This window comes from Novosphingobium sp. CECT 9465 (assembly GCF_920987055.1).
GTDB lineage: Bacteria > Pseudomonadota > Alphaproteobacteria > Sphingomonadales > Sphingomonadaceae > Novosphingobium.
The window spans coordinates 2106146-2123952 of the sequence record NZ_CAKLBX010000001.1 but is presented as its reverse complement, the minus strand read 5'-3'; the positions used below and the strand labels follow the sequence as shown (position 1 = coordinate 2123952).

Annotated in this window: 16 protein-coding genes; 12 read left to right on the top strand and 4 right to left on the bottom strand. The window is 62.2% G+C overall.

Translation table 11 applies throughout. From position 1 onward, the window contains the following. The first annotated feature begins 506 nt into the window (after positions 1-506). The 6 genes from LUA85_RS10325 (at position 507) to LUA85_RS10300 (ending at position 8013) form a co-directional block, all read left to right on the top strand. Complete coding sequence (locus tag LUA85_RS10325) at positions 507-1430, top strand: N-acetylmuramoyl-L-alanine amidase (protein ID WP_231469384.1); 924 nt, start codon at positions 507-509, stop codon at positions 1428-1430. Positions 1431-1483: 53 nt separating this feature from the next. Continuing rightward, positions 1484-4018 (top strand): penicillin-binding protein 1A, encoded by a 2535-nt coding sequence (locus LUA85_RS10320; RefSeq protein ID WP_231469381.1) that lies wholly within the window; start codon positions 1484-1486, stop codon positions 4016-4018. Positions 4019-4078: 60 nt separating this feature from the next. Next, complete coding sequence (locus tag LUA85_RS10315; protein ID WP_231471834.1) at positions 4079-4621, top strand: peroxiredoxin; 543 nt, start codon at positions 4079-4081, stop codon at positions 4619-4621. 89 nt (positions 4622-4710) lie between these two features. Then, positions 4711-5838, top strand: coding sequence for a peptide chain release factor 2 (gene prfB / locus LUA85_RS10310; protein ID WP_231469379.1), 1128 nt, complete (start codon positions 4711-4713; stop codon positions 5836-5838). After that, positions 5835-6593, top strand: coding sequence for a class I SAM-dependent methyltransferase (locus LUA85_RS10305; RefSeq protein ID WP_231469377.1), 759 nt, complete (start codon positions 5835-5837; stop codon positions 6591-6593). The genes prfB and LUA85_RS10305 overlap by 4 nt, the downstream gene beginning before the upstream one ends. A gap of 10 nt (positions 6594-6603) precedes the next feature. Then, the gene (locus LUA85_RS10300; protein ID WP_231469374.1) at positions 6604-8013 is read left to right on the top strand and encodes a nitronate monooxygenase family protein; all 1410 of its coding nucleotides are present in this window, start codon (positions 6604-6606) and stop codon (positions 8011-8013) included. 245 nt (positions 8014-8258) lie between these two features. Here LUA85_RS10300 and LUA85_RS10295 read toward each other — a convergent pair whose 3' ends face one another. The 3 genes from LUA85_RS10295 to LUA85_RS10285 all read right to left on the bottom strand — a co-directional run bounded on the left by LUA85_RS10295 (position 8259) and on the right by LUA85_RS10285 (position 11602). Further along, a complete protein-coding gene (locus LUA85_RS10295) occupies positions 8259-8981 on the bottom strand; it encodes a toll/interleukin-1 receptor domain-containing protein (protein WP_231469371.1) in 723 nt (240 codons plus the stop codon). 145 nt (positions 8982-9126) lie between these two features. Further along, positions 9127-10440, bottom strand: coding sequence for an ammonium transporter (locus tag LUA85_RS10290; protein WP_231469367.1), 1314 nt, complete (start codon positions 10438-10440; stop codon positions 9127-9129). Positions 10441-10582: 142 nt separating this feature from the next. Beyond that, complete coding sequence (locus LUA85_RS10285; protein ID WP_231469364.1) at positions 10583-11602, bottom strand: D-glycerate dehydrogenase; 1020 nt, start codon at positions 11600-11602, stop codon at positions 10583-10585. 118 nt (positions 11603-11720) lie between these two features. On the opposite strand from LUA85_RS10285, the gene LUA85_RS10280 reads away from it, so the two are divergent. Further along, positions 11721-12212 carry an SH3 domain-containing protein gene (locus LUA85_RS10280; RefSeq protein WP_231469362.1) on the top strand — a complete coding sequence of 164 codons (492 nt, stop codon included), beginning with the start codon at positions 11721-11723 and terminating at the stop codon, positions 12210-12212. 41 nt (positions 12213-12253) lie between these two features. Here LUA85_RS10280 and LUA85_RS10275 read toward each other — a convergent pair whose 3' ends face one another. Beyond that, entirely contained in the window at positions 12254-13450 is a 1197-nt protein-coding gene (locus LUA85_RS10275) for an acetyl-CoA C-acyltransferase (protein ID WP_231469359.1), read from the bottom strand. 104 nt (positions 13451-13554) lie between these two features. Between LUA85_RS10275 and LUA85_RS10270 the strand changes: the two genes are divergently transcribed. From LUA85_RS10270 to LUA85_RS10250, 5 genes are all read left to right on the top strand, one after another. Beyond that, entirely contained in the window at positions 13555-14340 is a 786-nt protein-coding gene (locus tag LUA85_RS10270; RefSeq protein WP_231469355.1) for an A24 family peptidase, read from the top strand. Between the two features lie 315 nt (positions 14341-14655). Continuing rightward, positions 14656-15042, top strand: coding sequence for an NADH-quinone oxidoreductase subunit A (locus LUA85_RS10265; RefSeq protein ID WP_231469353.1), 387 nt, complete (start codon positions 14656-14658; stop codon positions 15040-15042). Positions 15043-15047: 5 nt separating this feature from the next. Next, positions 15048-15605 (top strand): NADH-quinone oxidoreductase subunit B family protein, encoded by a 558-nt coding sequence (locus tag LUA85_RS10260; protein ID WP_231469350.1) that lies wholly within the window; start codon positions 15048-15050, stop codon positions 15603-15605. A gap of 112 nt (positions 15606-15717) precedes the next feature. Continuing rightward, positions 15718-16548, top strand: a complete 831-nt coding sequence (locus tag LUA85_RS10255; RefSeq protein WP_231469346.1) for an NADH-quinone oxidoreductase subunit C — start codon at positions 15718-15720, stop codon at positions 16546-16548. Continuing rightward, entirely contained in the window at positions 16545-17756 is a 1212-nt protein-coding gene (locus tag LUA85_RS10250) for an NADH-quinone oxidoreductase subunit D (RefSeq protein ID WP_231469343.1), read from the top strand. The genes LUA85_RS10255 and LUA85_RS10250 overlap by 4 nt, the downstream gene beginning before the upstream one ends. Positions 17757-17807 lie beyond the last annotated feature (51 nt).

Genomic DNA, 17807 nt, shown 5'->3' with positions numbered 1-17807 from the left:
TCGGGACACAAGGCTTTGCGCCTGTGCTGCCCTGTCGCTCGCCGCCCGGCGGCGGTTGGTTTGCGTCTGCTGTGAAGACAACTCGCGGCGAAGTGCGCGTGCCGCAGACCGTCCACGCCGATACCGCCCCTTCGGGGCTGGCAGGCAGGAACGAAACGCAGCTCATCATCACGGCATCAACCTTGTGACGTGAGGAATGGGCGCGAACGCATCTTCATCCCCACGGTAACGGGATCATTGCCAGCTATGCTTTTCCCCGGCCAGCCATGGCGCAAATCAGCGCTTTCTGGCGGCTTGGCAGGGTTCGCACCGTTGCTGGCTTGCCCCGGTAAAACATTGCTAGCACCCCAATTGCAAAGCGGCAATTAAAACAATGGCGGGCACCAGCGACGGGCATCGCGCGTCGGAACGCGGACAGCCCATGTTGCATGGACGGCCTTACCCAACCGTTAACTATGATCGGCATTTCGCACTGGACCGCGGCCAAGGCGTCAGGGCATAGCATTATGCGGATGGAAGATCGGGGTACACTAGTTGCAGTTGCTGCAGCGCCGTTCGTGGCGGCGGCCGCGCTATGGGCCTTGCTCTCTGCCGGACTGGCATCGGCAGAGCCGCATTACGTGGTGCGACTGGCAATGCCGGGCGCCGAAAGCCGGATCGGTTTGCCGCCGGTCGAAGGGCCGCCCGATGCCAGCCGTCCGCTGGTGGTGATCGATGCCGGGCATGGCGGCCACGATCCCGGCGCGAGTGGACAGGGCGGTGAACGCGAGAAGGATCTGACGCTGCTGCTCGCCCGTTCGGTGCGCGATGCCCTGTTGGCGCAAGGGCGTGTGCGCGTGGCGCTGACCCGCGATACCGACAGATTCCTGGTGCTGGAAGAGCGCGCGGATATTGCGCGGCGGCTGGGCGCAGACCTGTTCATATCGGTCCACGCCGATGCCGCGCAATCCGACGCGGCGCGCGGGGCAACCGTCTATACACTGTCGGACAAGGCATCCGATTCGGTGGCTGAGGCACTGGCGGCGCGGGAAAATCGTGCCGACAGCGTGAACGGCGTGGTGCTGGCGGGCAAAGGCGAGGTGGTCTCTTCGATCCTGATCGATCTTGCCCGGCGCGAAATGCGTGGTCGTTCGCAGCGCTTTGGCGAGCTGGTGGTGCGCGAGGGTGAACAGCAGATCGCGTTTCACAAGCAGCCGCAGCGCGAGGCGGCGTTCATCGTGCTCAAATCGCTCGATCTGCCATCGGCGCTGATCGAGGCAGGATATATCAGCAATCCCGACGATGCGCGCGACATGCGCGACAAGGCATGGCGCAAGGGGTTTGCCGGAACCGTTGCGCGGGCAATTGAAATTTTCCTGGCGGAGCGGCTGGCGCCGCCGCTGTTTGCTGGTCCACCTGCCACCGTGCAAGCCGATGCGGCGCAAGAGTAAAGGCGCTTGCCCTCTGGCAAGGGAAGGCGCGGGCATGCTAGAGGCGCTTCACGATGGCGGATGAAACACCTGAGCAATCCCGGTTTGCAACGCTGCGTGGCGGGCTTCTGGCCCGCTGGCGCGGCCTTTTGCAATGGCACCGCGCAAAGTGGCACCAGAGCCGCGGGTTCCGCACCGCGAACTATCTGCTGGGCGCGTTCCTGCTCGGCTGGTTCGTGCTGTGGCTGACGGTCGCGCGCACTTTGCCTTCGGCGGACAAGCTGCTCACGTATCAGCCGCCGCTGCCCACGATGGTGCGCGGCAACGATGGCGAGATCGTTTCCAGCTATGCCCGCGAACGTCGTGTGCAACTGCGCTATGTCGATTTCCCTCAGCCGATGATCAATGCGTTTCTGGCGGCGGAGGACAAGACGTTCTGGGATCATGGCGGCATCGATTACCTGGGCTTTGCCGGGGCGGTCGTGGATTATGCCACCAAGTTCGGATCGGGTGAACGCGCGCGGGGCGGATCGACGATCACGCAGCAGGTGGCCAAGAACATCCTGATCGGTGACGAATATTCGATCACGCGCAAGCTCAAGGAAATGATCCTCGCACGAAGGATCGAGGGCGTCCTGACCAAGCAGCAGATTCTGGAGCTTTATCTCAACGAAATTCCGCTGGGGCGGCAAAGCTTTGGTGTGCAGGCAGCAGCGCGCGCCTACTTCGACAAGGATGTCGGCGATCTTGCGCTGCATGAGACGGCGTTTTTGGCAATCCTGCCAAAGGCGCCGGAACGCTATGGCCGGGCCAAGCACGAAAGCATGGCGATTGCGCGCCGCAATTACGTGCTCGACCAGATGGTCAGGAACGGCTGGGCAACGCAGGCGCAGGCTTCTGCCGCAGGCGCGATGCCGCTGGGTCTGAAGCCGCGCCGAAGCGAAAGTTATACGGCGGATGCCGGATACTTCCTTGAGGAAGTGCGGCGCCAGTTGATTGGCAAGTTCGGCGAAAAGGCCGAAGACGGGCCGAACAGCGTCTACGCTGGTGGGCTGTGGGTGCGCACCTCGCTCGACACGCAATTGCAGACCGCAGCGCAGAATTCGCTGCGCGCAGCGTTGTTGCGATACGGAGGCGGAAGGGCGTGGCATGGGCCGATTGCGCGGATCGATCTGGACGATGGCAATTGGCAGACACAGCTGATCACCAGCAACATCTCGGTGAATTACCAGAACTGGCGCGTGGGCGTTGTGCTTTCGCGCAAGGGCACCAGCGGTGAAATCGGTTTTTCGGACGGCAAGACCGCCGACCTGATCGGCGTGCCCGAAAACATGAAGCCGGGCGACATCACCGCAGTTGCGCCGGTCAATTCGAGCACTTTTGCGGTACGCACAATCCCGGAAGTTTCTGGCGGCATGGTGGTTGAAGACCCGCAGAGTGGACGTGTGCTGGCGATGCAGGGCGGATTCGACGCGCGGCTCGGATCGTTCAACCGCGCCACGCAGGCCAATCGCCAGCCCGGTTCGACCATCAAGCCTTTCGTCTATGCGACTGCGCTCGACAACGGCATGACGCCGGCCTCGATGGTCGTGGACGGCACGTTCTGCGTTTATCAGGGCGCTGCGCTGGGCGAGAAGTGCTTCCGCAACTTCGGAAACGAGGGTGGATCGGGCAGCCACACGATGCGTTGGGGGCTTGAGCAATCACGCAACCTGATGACGGTGCGCGTGGCCAACGATGTGGGCATGGACAAGGTGGTCCGCACGATCAAGGCGGCGGGCGTGGGCGATTACGAGCCGTACCTGTCGATGGCGCTGGGCGCTGGCGATACGACCGTACTGAAAATGGTCAATGCCTATGCCGCTCTTGCCAATCAGGGCCGACAGCATGAGCCGACGCTGATCGATTACGTGCAGGACCGCAACGGCAAAGTCGTGTGGCGCGCAGACAACCGGCGTTGCGAAGGTTGCAGCATGGCGCAGTGGGACGGCAAGCCGATGCCGCGCTTCACCCCGTCTGGCAAGCAGGTGATCGACCCGCGCACCGCTTATCAGGTGGTGCATATGCTGGAAGGCGTGGTGGTGCGCGGTACAGCGGTGACGCTGCGCGATCTGGGCCTGCCATTGTTCGGCAAGACCGGAACGACATCGGGGCCGACCAACGTGTGGTTCGTCGGTGGTTCGCCCGACATCATCGCGGGCGTTTACGTGGGGTACGATCAGCCCCGCAGCCTTGGCGGCTATGCGCAGGGCGGGCGGATCGCCGCGCCGGTGTTCAAGCAACTGGTGCAGGAAACGCGCGCACGGTGGAAAGACATTCCGTTTCGCGTTCCCGAAGGTGTGCGCATGGTCAAGATCGACCGCGTATCGGGCAAGCGCGTATTCGCCGGGACGCCGGAAAACGATGTGGCCAAGGCCTCGATCATCTGGGAGGCGTTCAAACCGGATACCGAACCCAGGCGTACCGCGCGCGAGGGTGAAGTGAGCGCGAAGGAAGCGGTGCTTGAAGCCTTGCGCAAGGCGCGGGCGGCGCGCGGCTTCGCCGACAGCGCCGAGGAAGAGGCGCCGGTCGAACAGAGCTTTGTCGAGGAACAGGGCGGGATTTACTGATCCTGCCCGGAAAGGCATTGGTCGGTGGGGCCATCGTCTGATACCTTTGCATTCATGAACATGCGCAACATTGCTGCTGCCGGTGCAGCTTTCGCCCTTCTGGCTTCAACCCAGGCACATGCTGAATTGCCGAACGGCGCGCGCGCGCCTGATTTTGCGGCCAAGGGCGCGCTGGCTGGCAAGCCGTTTTCCTTCTCGCTCAAGCAGGCGCTGAAGAAGGGGCCGGTCGTGCTTTATTTTTACCCCAAGGCGTTCACGCAAGGCTGTACGCTGGAAGCCCACGCCTTTGCCGAGGCAAGCGACCAGTTCAAGGCGGCGGGCGCCAGCGTGGTCGGCATGTCGAACGATGACATTGCCACGCTGCAGAAGTTTTCGACCGAGGCCTGCCGCGACAAGTTTGCGGTGGCCGCAGCAAGCCCGGCGGTGATCAAGGCCTACGATGTCGATCTGAAGCGCGATGGCAAATCGACCGGGCTGACCAAGCGGACCAGCTATGTGATTGCACCCAACGGCAGGGTGGCAATGGTCCATTCCGACATGGACTATCGCGATCATGTGAAGATGACGCTGGAGGCCGTGCGCAGGATCAAGACGCGCGGCTGATCGGAAACGCATTTCACGCTTGGGCTTTACATGCCTGCCCGCTTCGCTAAGCGGCGCAGTTCGTTTTGCGTTTGACCGGAGTTGTACCCATGCGTGCCGAAGGGCAGGCCCACATCGATCGCATCGAGAAAGCCCTCGCTCTCGTGCGCAAGTTTCTCGACTGGGACCGCGCGGTGCGCCGTCTCGACGAACTCAATGCGCGCGTTGAAGACCCGAAGCTGTGGGATGATCCGAAAAAGGCCGAAGAAGTGATGCGCGAGCGTCGGCGGCTGGAAGCGTCCATCGGCACCGTCAACGAGATCGGTCAGGAAATGGCTGATGCCATCGAATTCATCGAACTTGGTGAGATGGAGGACGACGAGGCGACAGTTAACGAGGGTCTGGCAACGCTGGCCGCGCTGGCGGCAAGGGCCGACAACGACAAGGTGCAAGCACTCCTGGCGGGCGAGGCCGACGCCAACAACGCGTTCCTTGAAGTTCACGCAGGCGCTGGCGGCACCGAAAGCCAGGACTGGGCCGAAATGCTCCAGCGGATGTACACGCGCTGGGGCGAACGCCATGGTTACAAGGTGGAACTGGTCGATTATCACGCGGGCGAAGCAGCCGGGATCAAGAGCGCGACGCTGCTGATCAAGGGCGAGAACGCCTATGGCTATGCCAAGACCGAAAGCGGTGTGCACCGTCTGGTGCGGATCAGCCCTTATGACAGCTCTGCACGGCGGCACACCTCGTTCAGCTCGGTCTGGGTCTATCCCGAAATCGATGACAATATCGAGGTCGAGATCAATCCGTCGGACCTGAAGATCGACACGTACCGCGCTTCAGGTGCGGGCGGGCAGCACGTGAACACGACCGATTCGGCGGTACGCATCACGCACATGCCGACCGGGATTGTCGTTGCCAGCCAGAACGACCGCAGCCAGCACAAGAACCGTGCAACGGCGATGGGCATGCTGAAAGCGCGTATCTATGAGGCGGAACTGGCCAAGCGCGAAGCGGCGGCAAGTGGCGAATATCAGGCCAAGACCGAAATCGGCTGGGGCCACCAGATCCGCTCCTATGTGTTGCAGCCGTATCAGCAGATCAAGGACCTGCGCACCGGCGTAATCTCGACCAATCCGGGAGAAGTGCTCGACGGCGCGCTCGATCCGTTCATGGCGGCAGCGCTTTCGCAGCGGGTGACGGGCGAGAAGGTGGCGGTGGAGGATGACGATTGAGCAGGGCTGCGGCCCTTCCTTCCATCGCGCTGGCGCTGCTGGCAACCCTTGCCGTGGCGGCGTGCAAGCCTGCCGCGAAGGATGACCGGCCCGAAAGCGCGCGCGGGTTCCCCCGCGCTGACCGGCCGGTCGCAACCGTGGTCAGCACCCAGTTTTCGAATGAAGCCGAGCGTGACAACCGCAACGAAGCCAGCACCGTCATGGATCTGGCCGGGATAGGGCCGGGCATGAGCGTGGCCGATATCGGCGCGGGCGAGGGCTATTACACGGTGCGGCTGGCCGATCGCGTGGGCGCGAAAGGCCGTGTTCTGGCACAGGATATCGATGGCGATGCACTGCGTCGGCTGGCGCTGCGCGTGGAACATGACCGGCTTGATAACGTATCGATCAAGCCCGGCGCCGAGGACGATCCGCGTTTGCCGGAACGCAGCTTCGACCGCGTTTTTCTGGTGCACATGTACCACGAGGTTGCCGAGCCCTATGCGTTCCTGTGGCGGCTGTGGCCATCGTTGAAAGCGGGCGGTAAGGTGGTTGTTGTGGATGCCGACAAGCCAACCGCGCGGCACGGAATCGCGCCTGCGCTGTTGTTTTGCGAGATGGAAGCGGTGGGCTTTCGCTTGGATCAATTTCACCGTAAGCCCGAATTGGCAGGGTACTATGCCCAGTTCGTTGTTGCGCCGGTTCGACCAGAGCCGAACGGTATCAGGCCTTGCCGATTGGCACCGGCGAAGAGTGTGAGCGCGCAGGGGCGCTGAAAGGGAATTAATGTCTGCGTTCAAGGGGTTGAAGCCGATTCTCTATGGTGGCCGTGAAGTCTGGCCGCTGGTTGAGGGTGGCAAGGGTGTGGCCGCGACGAACCATATGAGTTCGGGCGCGTGGGCCGCGGCTGGCGGGATCGGCACTGTGAGTGCCGTCAATGCCGACAGCTACGACGCCGAAGGCAAGATTGTTCCACAGGTTTATGATGCGCTGACTCGCCGCGAACGGCACGAACAACTGATCCGGTACGCTATCGACGGGGCCGTCGAACAAGTGAAGCGCGCGCACGAGATTTCAGGCGGCAATGGTGCGATCAACATCAACGTGCTGTGGGAAATGGGCGGCGCACAGCCGATCCTGGAAGCGGTGCTGGACCAGACGCGCGGGAAGGTGACCGGCGTGACCTGCGGTGCCGGCATGCCCTACAAGCTTTCGGAAATCGCGGCGCGGTTCAACGTGCATTATCTGCCGATCGTCTCGTCAGGCCGTGCGTTCCGTGCGCTGTGGAAGCGTGCCTATCACAAGGTGCCGGAACTGCTGGGCGCGGTGGTTTATGAAGATCCTTGGCTTGCGGGCGGGCACAACGGCCTGTCCAACGCCGAAGACCCGCGCAAGCCGGAAGACCCCTATCCGCGCGTGAAAGCGCTGCGCGATGTGATGCGCGCTGAAGGCATTTCGGACGATGTGCCGATCGTGATGGCAGGCGGTGTGTGGTTCCTGCGCGAATGGGACAACTGGATCGATAACCCGGAACTGGGTTCGATTGCCTTCCAGTTCGGCACACGCCCGCTGCTGACCGAGGAAAGCCCGATTCCGCAGGGGTGGAAAGACCATCTGCGCACGCTGGAGCCGGGCGATGTGCTGCTGCACAAGTTTTCGCCCACGGGCTTCTATTCCTCCGCTGTGCGCAACCCGTTCCTGCGGCTGCTGGAATCGCGGTCAGAGCGGCAGATTCCCTATTCGAAGGTCGAGGCGGGCGAGCACACCGTGCAACTCGACGTGGGCGTTAAGGGCAAGAACTTCTGGGTGACGCCCAAGGACCTCGACCGGGCGCGCGGGTGGTTCGGTGCCGGATACACCAATGCATTGCGCACCCCGGACGATACGGTCGTTTTCGTGACGCCGGATGAGCGCACGGAAATCCAGCAGGACCAGAAGGACTGCATGGGCTGCCTTTCGCACTGCGGCTTCTCGTCATGGAAGGACCATGACGATTACACCACCGGCCGTCTGGCCGACCCGCGCAGCTTCTGCATCCAGAAGACGCTGCAGGACATCGCGCATGGTGGCGACATCGACAAGAACCTGATGTTCGCGGGCCACGCGGCCTATCGGTTCAAGCAGGACCCGTTCTATTCGAACAACTTCACGCCAACGGTGAAGCAGTTGGTGGACCGGATTTTGACCGGGGATTGAGTGGGGTTTTTGGGGTTGGCGAGGGGCGGTTCCGGGGGGCCTGGGCCGTCCTTTTTGTGGTTAACTACCCTTCGTCATTCCCGCACAGGCGGGAATCCAGACCAACCAAAAATGCCGTCGCAGAGCGACGACCTTGCCTGTCGCTGGATTCCCGCCTGTGCGGGAATGACGAGGGAGTTTGGGGCTTTGAGGGCATTTTTAAGTTGGCAAAAAGTCGAAGGACGAAGACATCTAAGAGTTCAAATTTAGGGTGTCTCGCCGCTAGAACTGTTCATTCTCTGCGCTTCAACCATTCGCATTGTCGTTCTTTCATCGTCGGACAAAAGCCCGACGATAATGGGAGCAATATCCACAGCCATTCGCTGTTGTTGCGGAATTGCTTGTTCCGTCGAGATGAAGCCAGGTGGGTCTTCCCCCATACGGAGAGAAATGATTTTAACTCCACGTCCCAAGGCGAAGCCGATCTCCTGATTGGTCCACACGCTATCGCGAAAGCCCGGAGTCAAGATCGCGATCAACGCATCCATAGTCGCTAGCCCGCGCTCAATCTCGGCTTGCCACCGGGCGGTAGGGTGAATGTCTTCGTGGGCAACGAATCCTGCCACGCCTAAAGGTTTCAAAGCGTCTCTCAGGCGGGTTGCTACATTCTTGTGCTTCGAGATATGAGAAATGAACAGTTTGAATTTAGGTGTGTCCTTCCAATTACGCGGCGGCAGAGATTCGGTTGCAATGCTTGCTCGCTCGACGGCTCCCAAGCCACCCAAATCAAGATCGTCCGCGAGACGCAGAAGTTCTGCATCGCTCACTGAGGCAAGGCGGTTCTTCGCGTAGACCCGCTTGCTTCCATAGCAATTGGTGCGGTCACCCGGAGCGATTTCGAGTAACCTCGCCGCGCTCAAATAGAGGTCGAGTTCGTCGAAAGTAAACTGCCTTTGAAGTTCACTACCAAGCGCTTCTAGCAGCTTCATTCTATCTGAAGGTCTCATGCTCGAAGTGTAGCAGTGCGGTAATTGTCCGCAACTGGCTCAATCCGAGAGTTCAATTTGGACACGCAGTGTCAGAATGCCGCCGCTTGAACGCCGGGAGAGGTCCAAACCCCTCCCAGCGCCACAATCAGTCCATTTCCCAGGCGCGTTCGCCGTGGCTGGTGATGTCGAGGCCTTCGCGTTCCTCGTCCTCGGTCACGCGCATCGGGATGACCATCGAGACCATCAGGGCGCAGACGACGGTGGCAAAGGCGCTCCATAGGGCGACGATGCCGACGCCTGCGAACTGGGCGACCAGCTGGCGCGGCATGTCCATGCCTTCGGCATAGCCGGTGCCGCCGAACGAGGGCGAGATGAATACCGCGAGCAGGATCGAGCCGATCATTCCGCCAACGCCGTGGACGGCGAACACGTCGAGGGAATCGTCGATGTGCAGGCGCTGCTTGACCAACTGGATCATCGGGTAGCAGACCAGTGCGGCAAGAGCGCCCAGAAGCATGGCCGCGCCCGGCGCGATGAATCCGGCGGCGGGCGTCACCGTGGCAAGGCCCGCGATGGCGCCGGTGGCGAAGCCGACCGAGGTGGGCTTTCCGACCGAAATCTTTTCGATCACCAGCCAGACCAGCGCGGCGACGCATGCGGCGACATGGGTGTTGATGATGGCCGAGGCCGCATCATCGTTGGCCGCGAGCGCCGAGCCGCCGTTGAAGCCGAACCAGCCGACCCACAGCAGCGCTGCGCCTGCCATGGTGAGCGAAGGGCTGTGCGGCAGCATCAGCGTCTTGGGGAAGCCTGCGCGCTTGCCCAGCAGCAAGGCCACGACCAGCGCGGAAATGCCCGCCGTGGTGTGAACGACGATGCCGCCAGCAAAATCGAGCGTGCCGACCTTCGACGAAAGCCAGCCGCCGCCCCAGATCCAGTGTGCGGACGGCGCATAGACGATCAGGCCCCACAGCGCGCAGAAGCCGACGACCCAGCCGAAGCGGGCGCGATCCACCCACGCGCCGACCATCAGCGCGGGCGTGATCAGCGCGAAGCACATCTGGTAAAGCGCAAAGGCGCTTTCGGGGATCGCGGTATCGGCGCGGACGTTGCCGAGGTTGAGCAGCATCCACGCATTGCCGCTGCCCAGCCATCCGCCGCTGACGTCACCGAAAGCGAGCGTATAACCGACCATGATCCACAGGATCGAGGCTACCGCAGCAATCGCGCCGACCTGCACCAGCACGGCAAGGAAACCCTTGGCGCGCACGAGGCCGCCATAGAACAGGGTGAGGCCGGGCATGGCCATCATCAGCACGAAAGCGGAGGAAACGAGAATCCATGCGGTGTCGCCACTATCGGCAACATCTTCGACACTGATCGCTTCTGTCTGGCCGTGAGCCAGCATCGGCATGAGCATCACTGCGGCTGCAGTTGCGACCGCGATCATCTTTCGCATGAACAAGTCTCCCCTCTCACGCAGGGCATGCCCGCGTCAGATCCTCTCAGCGGCGGCTCTAGGGCAATATTGCATCTGCGCACAAGCGCTGTTGCGACCGATTGTTGTGCGAATGGGGGACGAAATTTCAGGCGCGGTACATTCAGACAAGCCCTTCAAGCACCTGATCGGGGGGGCGGTGACCATCGGCCCAGAAGCGGATGTTGGCGATCACCTTGTCACCCGATGCCATGCGGCCTTCGAACGTAGCGCTGCCCATGCGCGGCAGGATGGCAACATTGTGATGTGCGATCAGGCGCGGATCGACCTGCGGTTCGTGTTCGAACACATCAAGACCTGCGCCGCCGATCCGGCCTTCGACCAGCGCTGCGATCAGCGCTTCCTCTTCCACCAGATTGCCGCGCGCGGTATTCACCAGATAGGCGTCGGGTTTCATCAGGGCGATGCGGCGGGCATCGATGATATGCTGCGTTTCCGGGCTGGCCGGGCAGTGCAGGGTAAGGATGTCGGCTTCGGCGACAAGGCGGTCAAGGTCCGGTTCGAAGCGCGCACCGAACATGGTTTCCTGCGCCTGCGGCAAGCGATGACGGGTGTGATAGACCACGTTCAGGCCGAACGCGCGGGCGCGCCAGGCGACGGCCTGTCCGATGCGGCCCATGCCGATAATGCCGAGGGTCTTTCCCGAAAGGCGGTGGCCGAGCATGGTGGATGGCGCCCAGCCTTCCCATTTGTCCGCGCGCAAGGTCCGTCCGCCATAATTGAGGCGGCGCGCGACCGAGATGATCAGGGCGATGGTCATGTCGGCCGTATCGTCGGTAAACACACCGGGGGTGTTGGTGACGATGATCTTGCGCGCGCGGGCGGCGGACAGCGCGATATGATCGGTGCCCGCGCCAAAATTGGCGATCAGGCCCAGTTGCGGCCCCGCCAGTGCGATCATCTCCGCATCGATCCTGTCAGTCACTGTCGGCACGATCACGTCTGCCGTCTGCATTGCAGCGACCAGTTCGTCGCGCGACATTACATGGTCGTCGGCATTGAGCGTGGCGTCGAACAGTTCGCGCATCCGGGATTCGGTTTCCGGTAGCAGGCGGCGCGTGACGATCACGCTGGGCTTGCCTTCGACACGGCGCGCCGGGCGATATTCTGCGGGACTGGTCATCGTGTGCCAAGGCTAGGCGCAGCGGCGGGAGGCGGTCAAGCCGCGGGATGATTTGTCATGGTGGACATCGTGGGGCAAAAGTGTTGCTCTTGGCCCCCAATTTTGTAACGGCACGGACATGGCAGCACATCAGGCTTTTCGAAATTCCGCATTCCCTGTTGCAGTCATGGCGGCGCTGCTGATCGGGATTGCTCCGCCTGCGGTGGCCCAGGCAGATACAGGACCTTACTGGGTTTCCACGAGCAAGGCGAAAGCCAACATGCGGGTGGGACCGGGCCGGGACTATCGCATCAGCTGGACATACGTGCGCAAGGGCGTTCCGCTCAAAGTGTTGCGCGTGATGGGCGGCTGGCGGCTGGTCGAGGACAAGGATGGGTCGCGCGGCTGGATATTACAGCAGTTCCTCAACCGCGAACGATCGGGAATCGTGACCGGCAGCATTACCGGGATTCGATCGAACAAGGACGGCACCGGACGCATTCTGTGGCGGGTTGAACCCGGCGTGATCGGCAAGCTTGGCGAATGCGAGGCGCAGTGGTGTGCCTTCGATGTGGATGGCCGCAAGGGCTTCATACGCGCCGCAAGCGTATGGGGCGCACAAAAGCCCTGATCGGCAATTTCCCGGCCTTGCGGGCCGGGAAGCGGTTGCAATCAAACCAGTTCGATCGCCAGCGCGGTGGCCTCGCCGCCGCCGATGCACAGGCTGGCGACGCCTTTCTTGAGCCCGTGCTTCCTGAGCGCTGCGATCAGCGTGGTGACGATGCGCGTACCTGAAGCACCGATAGGATGACCGAGCGCGGTGGCGCCGCCATTTATGTTGATCTTCTCATGCGGAATGCCAAGATCGTGCATCGCGAACATCGCCACGCAGGCGAAGGCTTCATTCACTTCGAACAGGTCGACATCGGCAATCGTCCAGCCGGCCTTGTCCAGCACCTTGTTGATCGCGCCGACCGGCGCGGTGGTGAAATCCTTCGGTTCCTGCGCATGGGCTGAAAGCGCGACGATCGTTGCAACGGGCACAAGGCCTGCCGCATCGGCGACGCTCTTGCGGGTAAGGGTAACGGCAGCGGCACCGTCGGAGATTGAAGACGAAGTAGCAGCCGTGATCGTGCCGTCCTTTGCGAAGGCGGGTTTCAGCGAAGGAATCTTGTCGGGTCGGCCCTTGCCCGGTGCTCCGTCGGTATCGACCACGGTGTCGCCGCCGCGGCCCTTGACCGTAACGGGGGCGATTTCATCGCTGAAGCTGCCGTCGCTCACAGCAGTCTGCGCGCGGCGCAGCGATTCGATCGTGTAAGCGTCCTGCTGCTCGCGCGTCAGTTGATAGGCGTTGGCGGTATCCTGCGCGAACGTGCCCATCGCACGGCCCGCTTCGTAGGCATCTTCGAGACCATCGAGAAACATGTGATCGTAGGCGGTGTCATGGCCGATGCGCGCGCCAGAGCGATGCTTCTTCAGCAGGTAGGGGGCATTGGTCATGCTTTCCATGCCGCCTGCAACGATCATGTCGACGCTGCCGGAAGCGAGAGCTTCGGCGCCCATGATGATCGTCTGCATGCCCGATCCGCAAACCTTGTTGACCGTGGTGGCCTGAACCGATTTGGGCAGGCCCGCCTTGATCGCCGCCTGGCGGGCAGGGGCCTGGCCAAGCCCTGCGGGGAGTACGCAACCCATATAGATGCGTTCGATGCTTTCAGGCGAAATGCCGGCACGTTCGACCGCAGCCTTGACCGCGGTGGCTCCCAGATCGGTGGCAGCAACATCGGCCAGCGCGCCCTGCATCGAACCCATCGGCGTACGCGCATAGGACAGGATGACGATCGGATCGGCGGGTGAGAATTTTGCCATGGCTTGACGGACCCTGCTGAAAGCGTGCTTGGATGCACCGGATTGTTGCTACCAATGTAGTATTGCAGTGCAGCGAAATCAATTGCACCGGCCGGAGGGGCTGCATGAACCAGGATGTGATCGTGGCCGCGCCATGGGGAATTCTTGTCGCCGGGGCGGCTGTGCTGGGCGCAGTGATCGGCAGCTTCCTGGGCGCTGTGCTGGTCCGCCTGCCTGAAGGGCGATCCGTGATACGGGGCAGATCTGCCTGCGATGGTTGCGGCAAGGCCTTGACCGTCACCGAACTCCTGCCTGTGTTTTCGTGGCTGGCCCAGCGCGGCAAATGCCGGACATGTGGTGCGGCAATCGGCGGCTGGCAGCTGGCTTGCGAACTTGGTGGCGCCGCAGTGGGCATCGGTGCGGTGATCTTCGCGCGAGAGGGGCTGGTGCTGGCAGCGATGATACTGGGGTGGCAGTTGCTGCTGCTCGGCTTGCTTGATCTGCGCCATTTGTGGTTGCCGCGCCCACTGTTGGGATGGCTGGCGCTGAGTGGTGCCGCCGTGGTTATTGCGCGGACGCTGGGCGAGGGGAGCCTCGACCCCGTGCTGACATCGCTGAGCGGCGGCGCATTGGGCTTCGTGCTGCTGTGGGCAACGGCACGGTTCTATCTTAAGGCGCGCGGGCGCGAGGGCATGGGATCGGGCGATCCGCCCCTGTTGGGCGCCATAGGCCTGTGGCTCGGTCCGTTGGGGGTGGTGGAAGTCATGCTGGGGGCTAGCATTGTCGGGATTGTGGTGGCCGTCGTCATGCTGGCCGCCAGGCGAACTGTCACCGCCGATACGGCCCTGCCGCTTGGCACCTGCCTTGCAGTGGTGGCATGGCCGTTATTCCTGCTGCAAGGGCTGGGATAACCCCGGTTTCGGGCAGTGTGCATGATGCAGGGGCCGACCTTGCTCTGCCGGTCAGCCGGTCAGCCGGTCAGGAATTCCCGTTGAGCGTGTTGCCGGGCTGAGGCCGTCCTGCGCAAGGACAATCGCCCAAACGCCAGCGCTATCCATGTGGTAGGCACTGCATACGATCAGCAAATGGCAAGAGACCGGGGTAGATTTCCGATTGGGCTGGAAAAGGTGGGTGGAAACCCCCTATAGTGCAGTGCACCCCACTTGCGCGGAAGCGGCGGCGGGACTAGTGCGCTGCGAAACCTGTTAGCAAGGCGAGTCAGCCCCTTGGTCGATCAATCCAGCTATTTGGCGCAATACCTGCCGATCCTCATTTTCCTGGGGATCGCGCTCGCGCTTTCGGCGGCATTCGTGTTCCTGCCGATGGGTGTTGCCCGTCTGACCGGGACACACAATCCGAACGCCGAAAAGAACAGCGAGTACGAATGCGGCTTTCCCGCGTTCGAAGACCCGCGCAGCCAGTTCGACGTAAGGTTCTATCTCGTCGCAATCCTGTTCATCATCTTCGATCTGGAAGCGGCGTTTCTGTTTCCCTGGGCGGTCAGCCTGGGTGAAACGGGTTGGGCAGGTTGGATCACGATGATGGTGTTTCTGGCTGAATTGGTGATCGGCTTCATTTACGCCTGGAAGAAGGGCGCGTTGGACTGGGAATGAGCAACATGGCCACTTCTTCGCCTCTCAACTTGGGCGTCACGGCAAATCAAGGCGCGGTTGCCGCGCCCGACCAGTCGTTTTTCGACAGTCTCAACGCTGAAGTCAGCGACAAGGGCTTCCTTGTCACGTCGACCGAGGAGCTGTTCCAGTGGGCGCGCACCGGCTCGCTGTGGTGGATGACCTTCGGGCTGGCCTGCTGCGCGGTCGAGATGATCCACGTGAACATGCCGCGTTACGATATGGAGCGCTTCGGGGTTGCCCCGCGCGCTTCCCCGCGCCAGTCGGACGTGATGATCGTGGCGGGTACGCTGTGCAACAAGATGGCGCCTGCGCTGCGCAAGGTCTATGACCAGATGTCCGACCCGAAGTACGTGATCTCGATGGGGTCGTGTGCGAACGGCGGCGGCTATTATCACTACAGCTATTCGGTTGTGCGTGGGTGTGACCGGATCGTGCCCGTGGATATCTATGTCCCCGGTTGTCCGCCGACCGCCGAAGCGCTGCTTTATGGCGTGATGCAGTTGCAGCGGAAGATCCGCCGCGCTGGTACGCTTGAGCGGTGATCGCCATGATCCTTCGACAAGCTCAGGATGAGCGGACCTTTCGTATTGTGGCAAACCAGACTCCGCTCAGGCTGAGCCTGTCGAAGCCCGCACGCGACTTGGGGTATAGCGTATGACCGTTCTCCACCCCGCCCCGCGCTGGACCTCGAACGAGGGTGTGCATGACGCGCTCGTCGCCGCACTCGGCGATTTCGTCGTTGCTTCCAAAGAGGAACACGGCGAGATCGTGATCGAAGTGGTGAGCGACCGCGCCGAAGACGCGCTGCGCCTGCTTCGCGACAATCACGAATACCAGCAGTTGATGGACATTGCGGGCGTCGATTATCCGCAGCGGGTCAAGCGTTTCGAAGTGTGTTATTGCCTGCTCTCGCTGACGAAGAACCACCGCATCGTGGTCAAGGTTTCGACCGACGAAGCGACGCCGGTGCCGACGGTGACGACGCTCTGGCCCAACGCCGGCTGGTATGAACGCGAAGTCTACGACATGTTCGGCGTGTTGTTTGCAGGCAATCCTGATCTGCGCCGCATCCTTACCGATTATGGCTTTCAGGGCCATCCGTTCCGCAAGGACTTCCCGCTGACCGGCTATGTCGAACTGCGCTATTCCGAAGAGGACAAGCGCGTGGTTTATGAGCCGGTGCAGCTTGCGCAGGACTTGCGGCAGTTCGATTTCATGAGTCCGTGGGAGGGCGCAGACTATGTGCTGCCGGGCGACGAGAAGGCAGTTACGCCGCCCGCCACGCCCGCGCCCGCTCCGGTTGCCACGCCCAAGACGACGGAAACCAAGGCCGATACCGGCGCTGGCGAGAAGGCCAATGCGGAGGCTGCCAAGGCCGTTGCCCCCAGCGATTCCGCCAAGGACGCGCCTGCGGCACCTGCACCGACCGAGGATCGCCCGGCGCGCGCACCGCGCGACAAGAAAACCGATGGAGACGGCGCATGAGCCTCTCGCTTGAACAGTCGCCGACCACGGGCGATGATGTCATCACCAACTACACGATCAACTTCGGCCCGCAGCACCCGGCGGCGCACGGCGTGTTGCGCATGGTCATGGAGCTTGATGGCGAGATCATCGAGCGCGTCGATCCGCACGTTGGCCTGCTGCATCGTGGCACCGAGAAGCTGATCGAGCACAAGACCTATCTTCAGGCGCTGCCCTATTTCGACCGGCTGGACTACTGTTCGCCGCTCGCGATGGAGCATTCCTATGTGCTGGCGGTTGAAAAGCTGCTGAACATCGAAGTGCCGCTGCGCGCCCAGTACCTGCGCGTGTTGTTCGCCGAACTGACGCGCATCTGCAATCACATGCTCAACCTTGGATCGCATGTGATGGACGTCGGCGCGATGACGCCGAACTTGTGGATGTTCGAAATCCGCGAGGATTGCCTCAACTTCTTCGAACGCGCATCGGGCGCGCGCATGCATGCGGCCTGGTTCCGCCCCGGCGGCGTGCATCAGGACGTGCCGCTCAAGCTGCTGACCGACATCGCCGACTGGATCGACACGCGGCTGCACCCGCTGTTCAACGACGCGATGAGCCTTGTCGTCGACAACCGCATCTTCAAGCAGCGCAATGTCGATATCGGCGTGGTGTCAAAGGAAGACGCCGTGCGCTGGGGCTTTTCCGGCCCGATGATCCGCGGGTCGGGCATCGCGTGGGATCTGCGCAAGAGCCAGCCTTACGATGTGTACGACCGCATGGACTTCGCCGTTCCGGTGGGCACCAATGGCGATTGCTACGATCGCTTCATGGTCCGCGTCGAAGAAGTGCGCCAATCGGCCCGCATCATCCAGCAGTGCATCGCACAGATGCCCGAAGGCCCGGTTGCCAGCACCGACCGCAAGGTCGTGCCGCCCAAGCGCGCCGAGATGAAGCAGTCGATGGAAGCGTTGATCCATCACTTCAAGCTCTACACCGAAGGCTTCCACGTTCCGGCGGGCGAAGTCTATGTCGCCACCGAAAGCCCCAAGGGCGAATTCGGCGTCTATCTGGTGTCGGACGGCAGCAACAAGCCCTACCGCTGCAAGATCCGCCCGACCGCGTTCTCGCACCTTCAGGCGATGGACTTCATGAGCGTCGGCCACATGCTGCCCGACGTGACCGCGATCATCGGCGCGATCGACGTGGTGTTCGGGGAGTGTGACCGGTGAGCTGGGGATATAAGCCATCTAGGTGGAATAAAGCTGCTTTGGTCGTCTTCG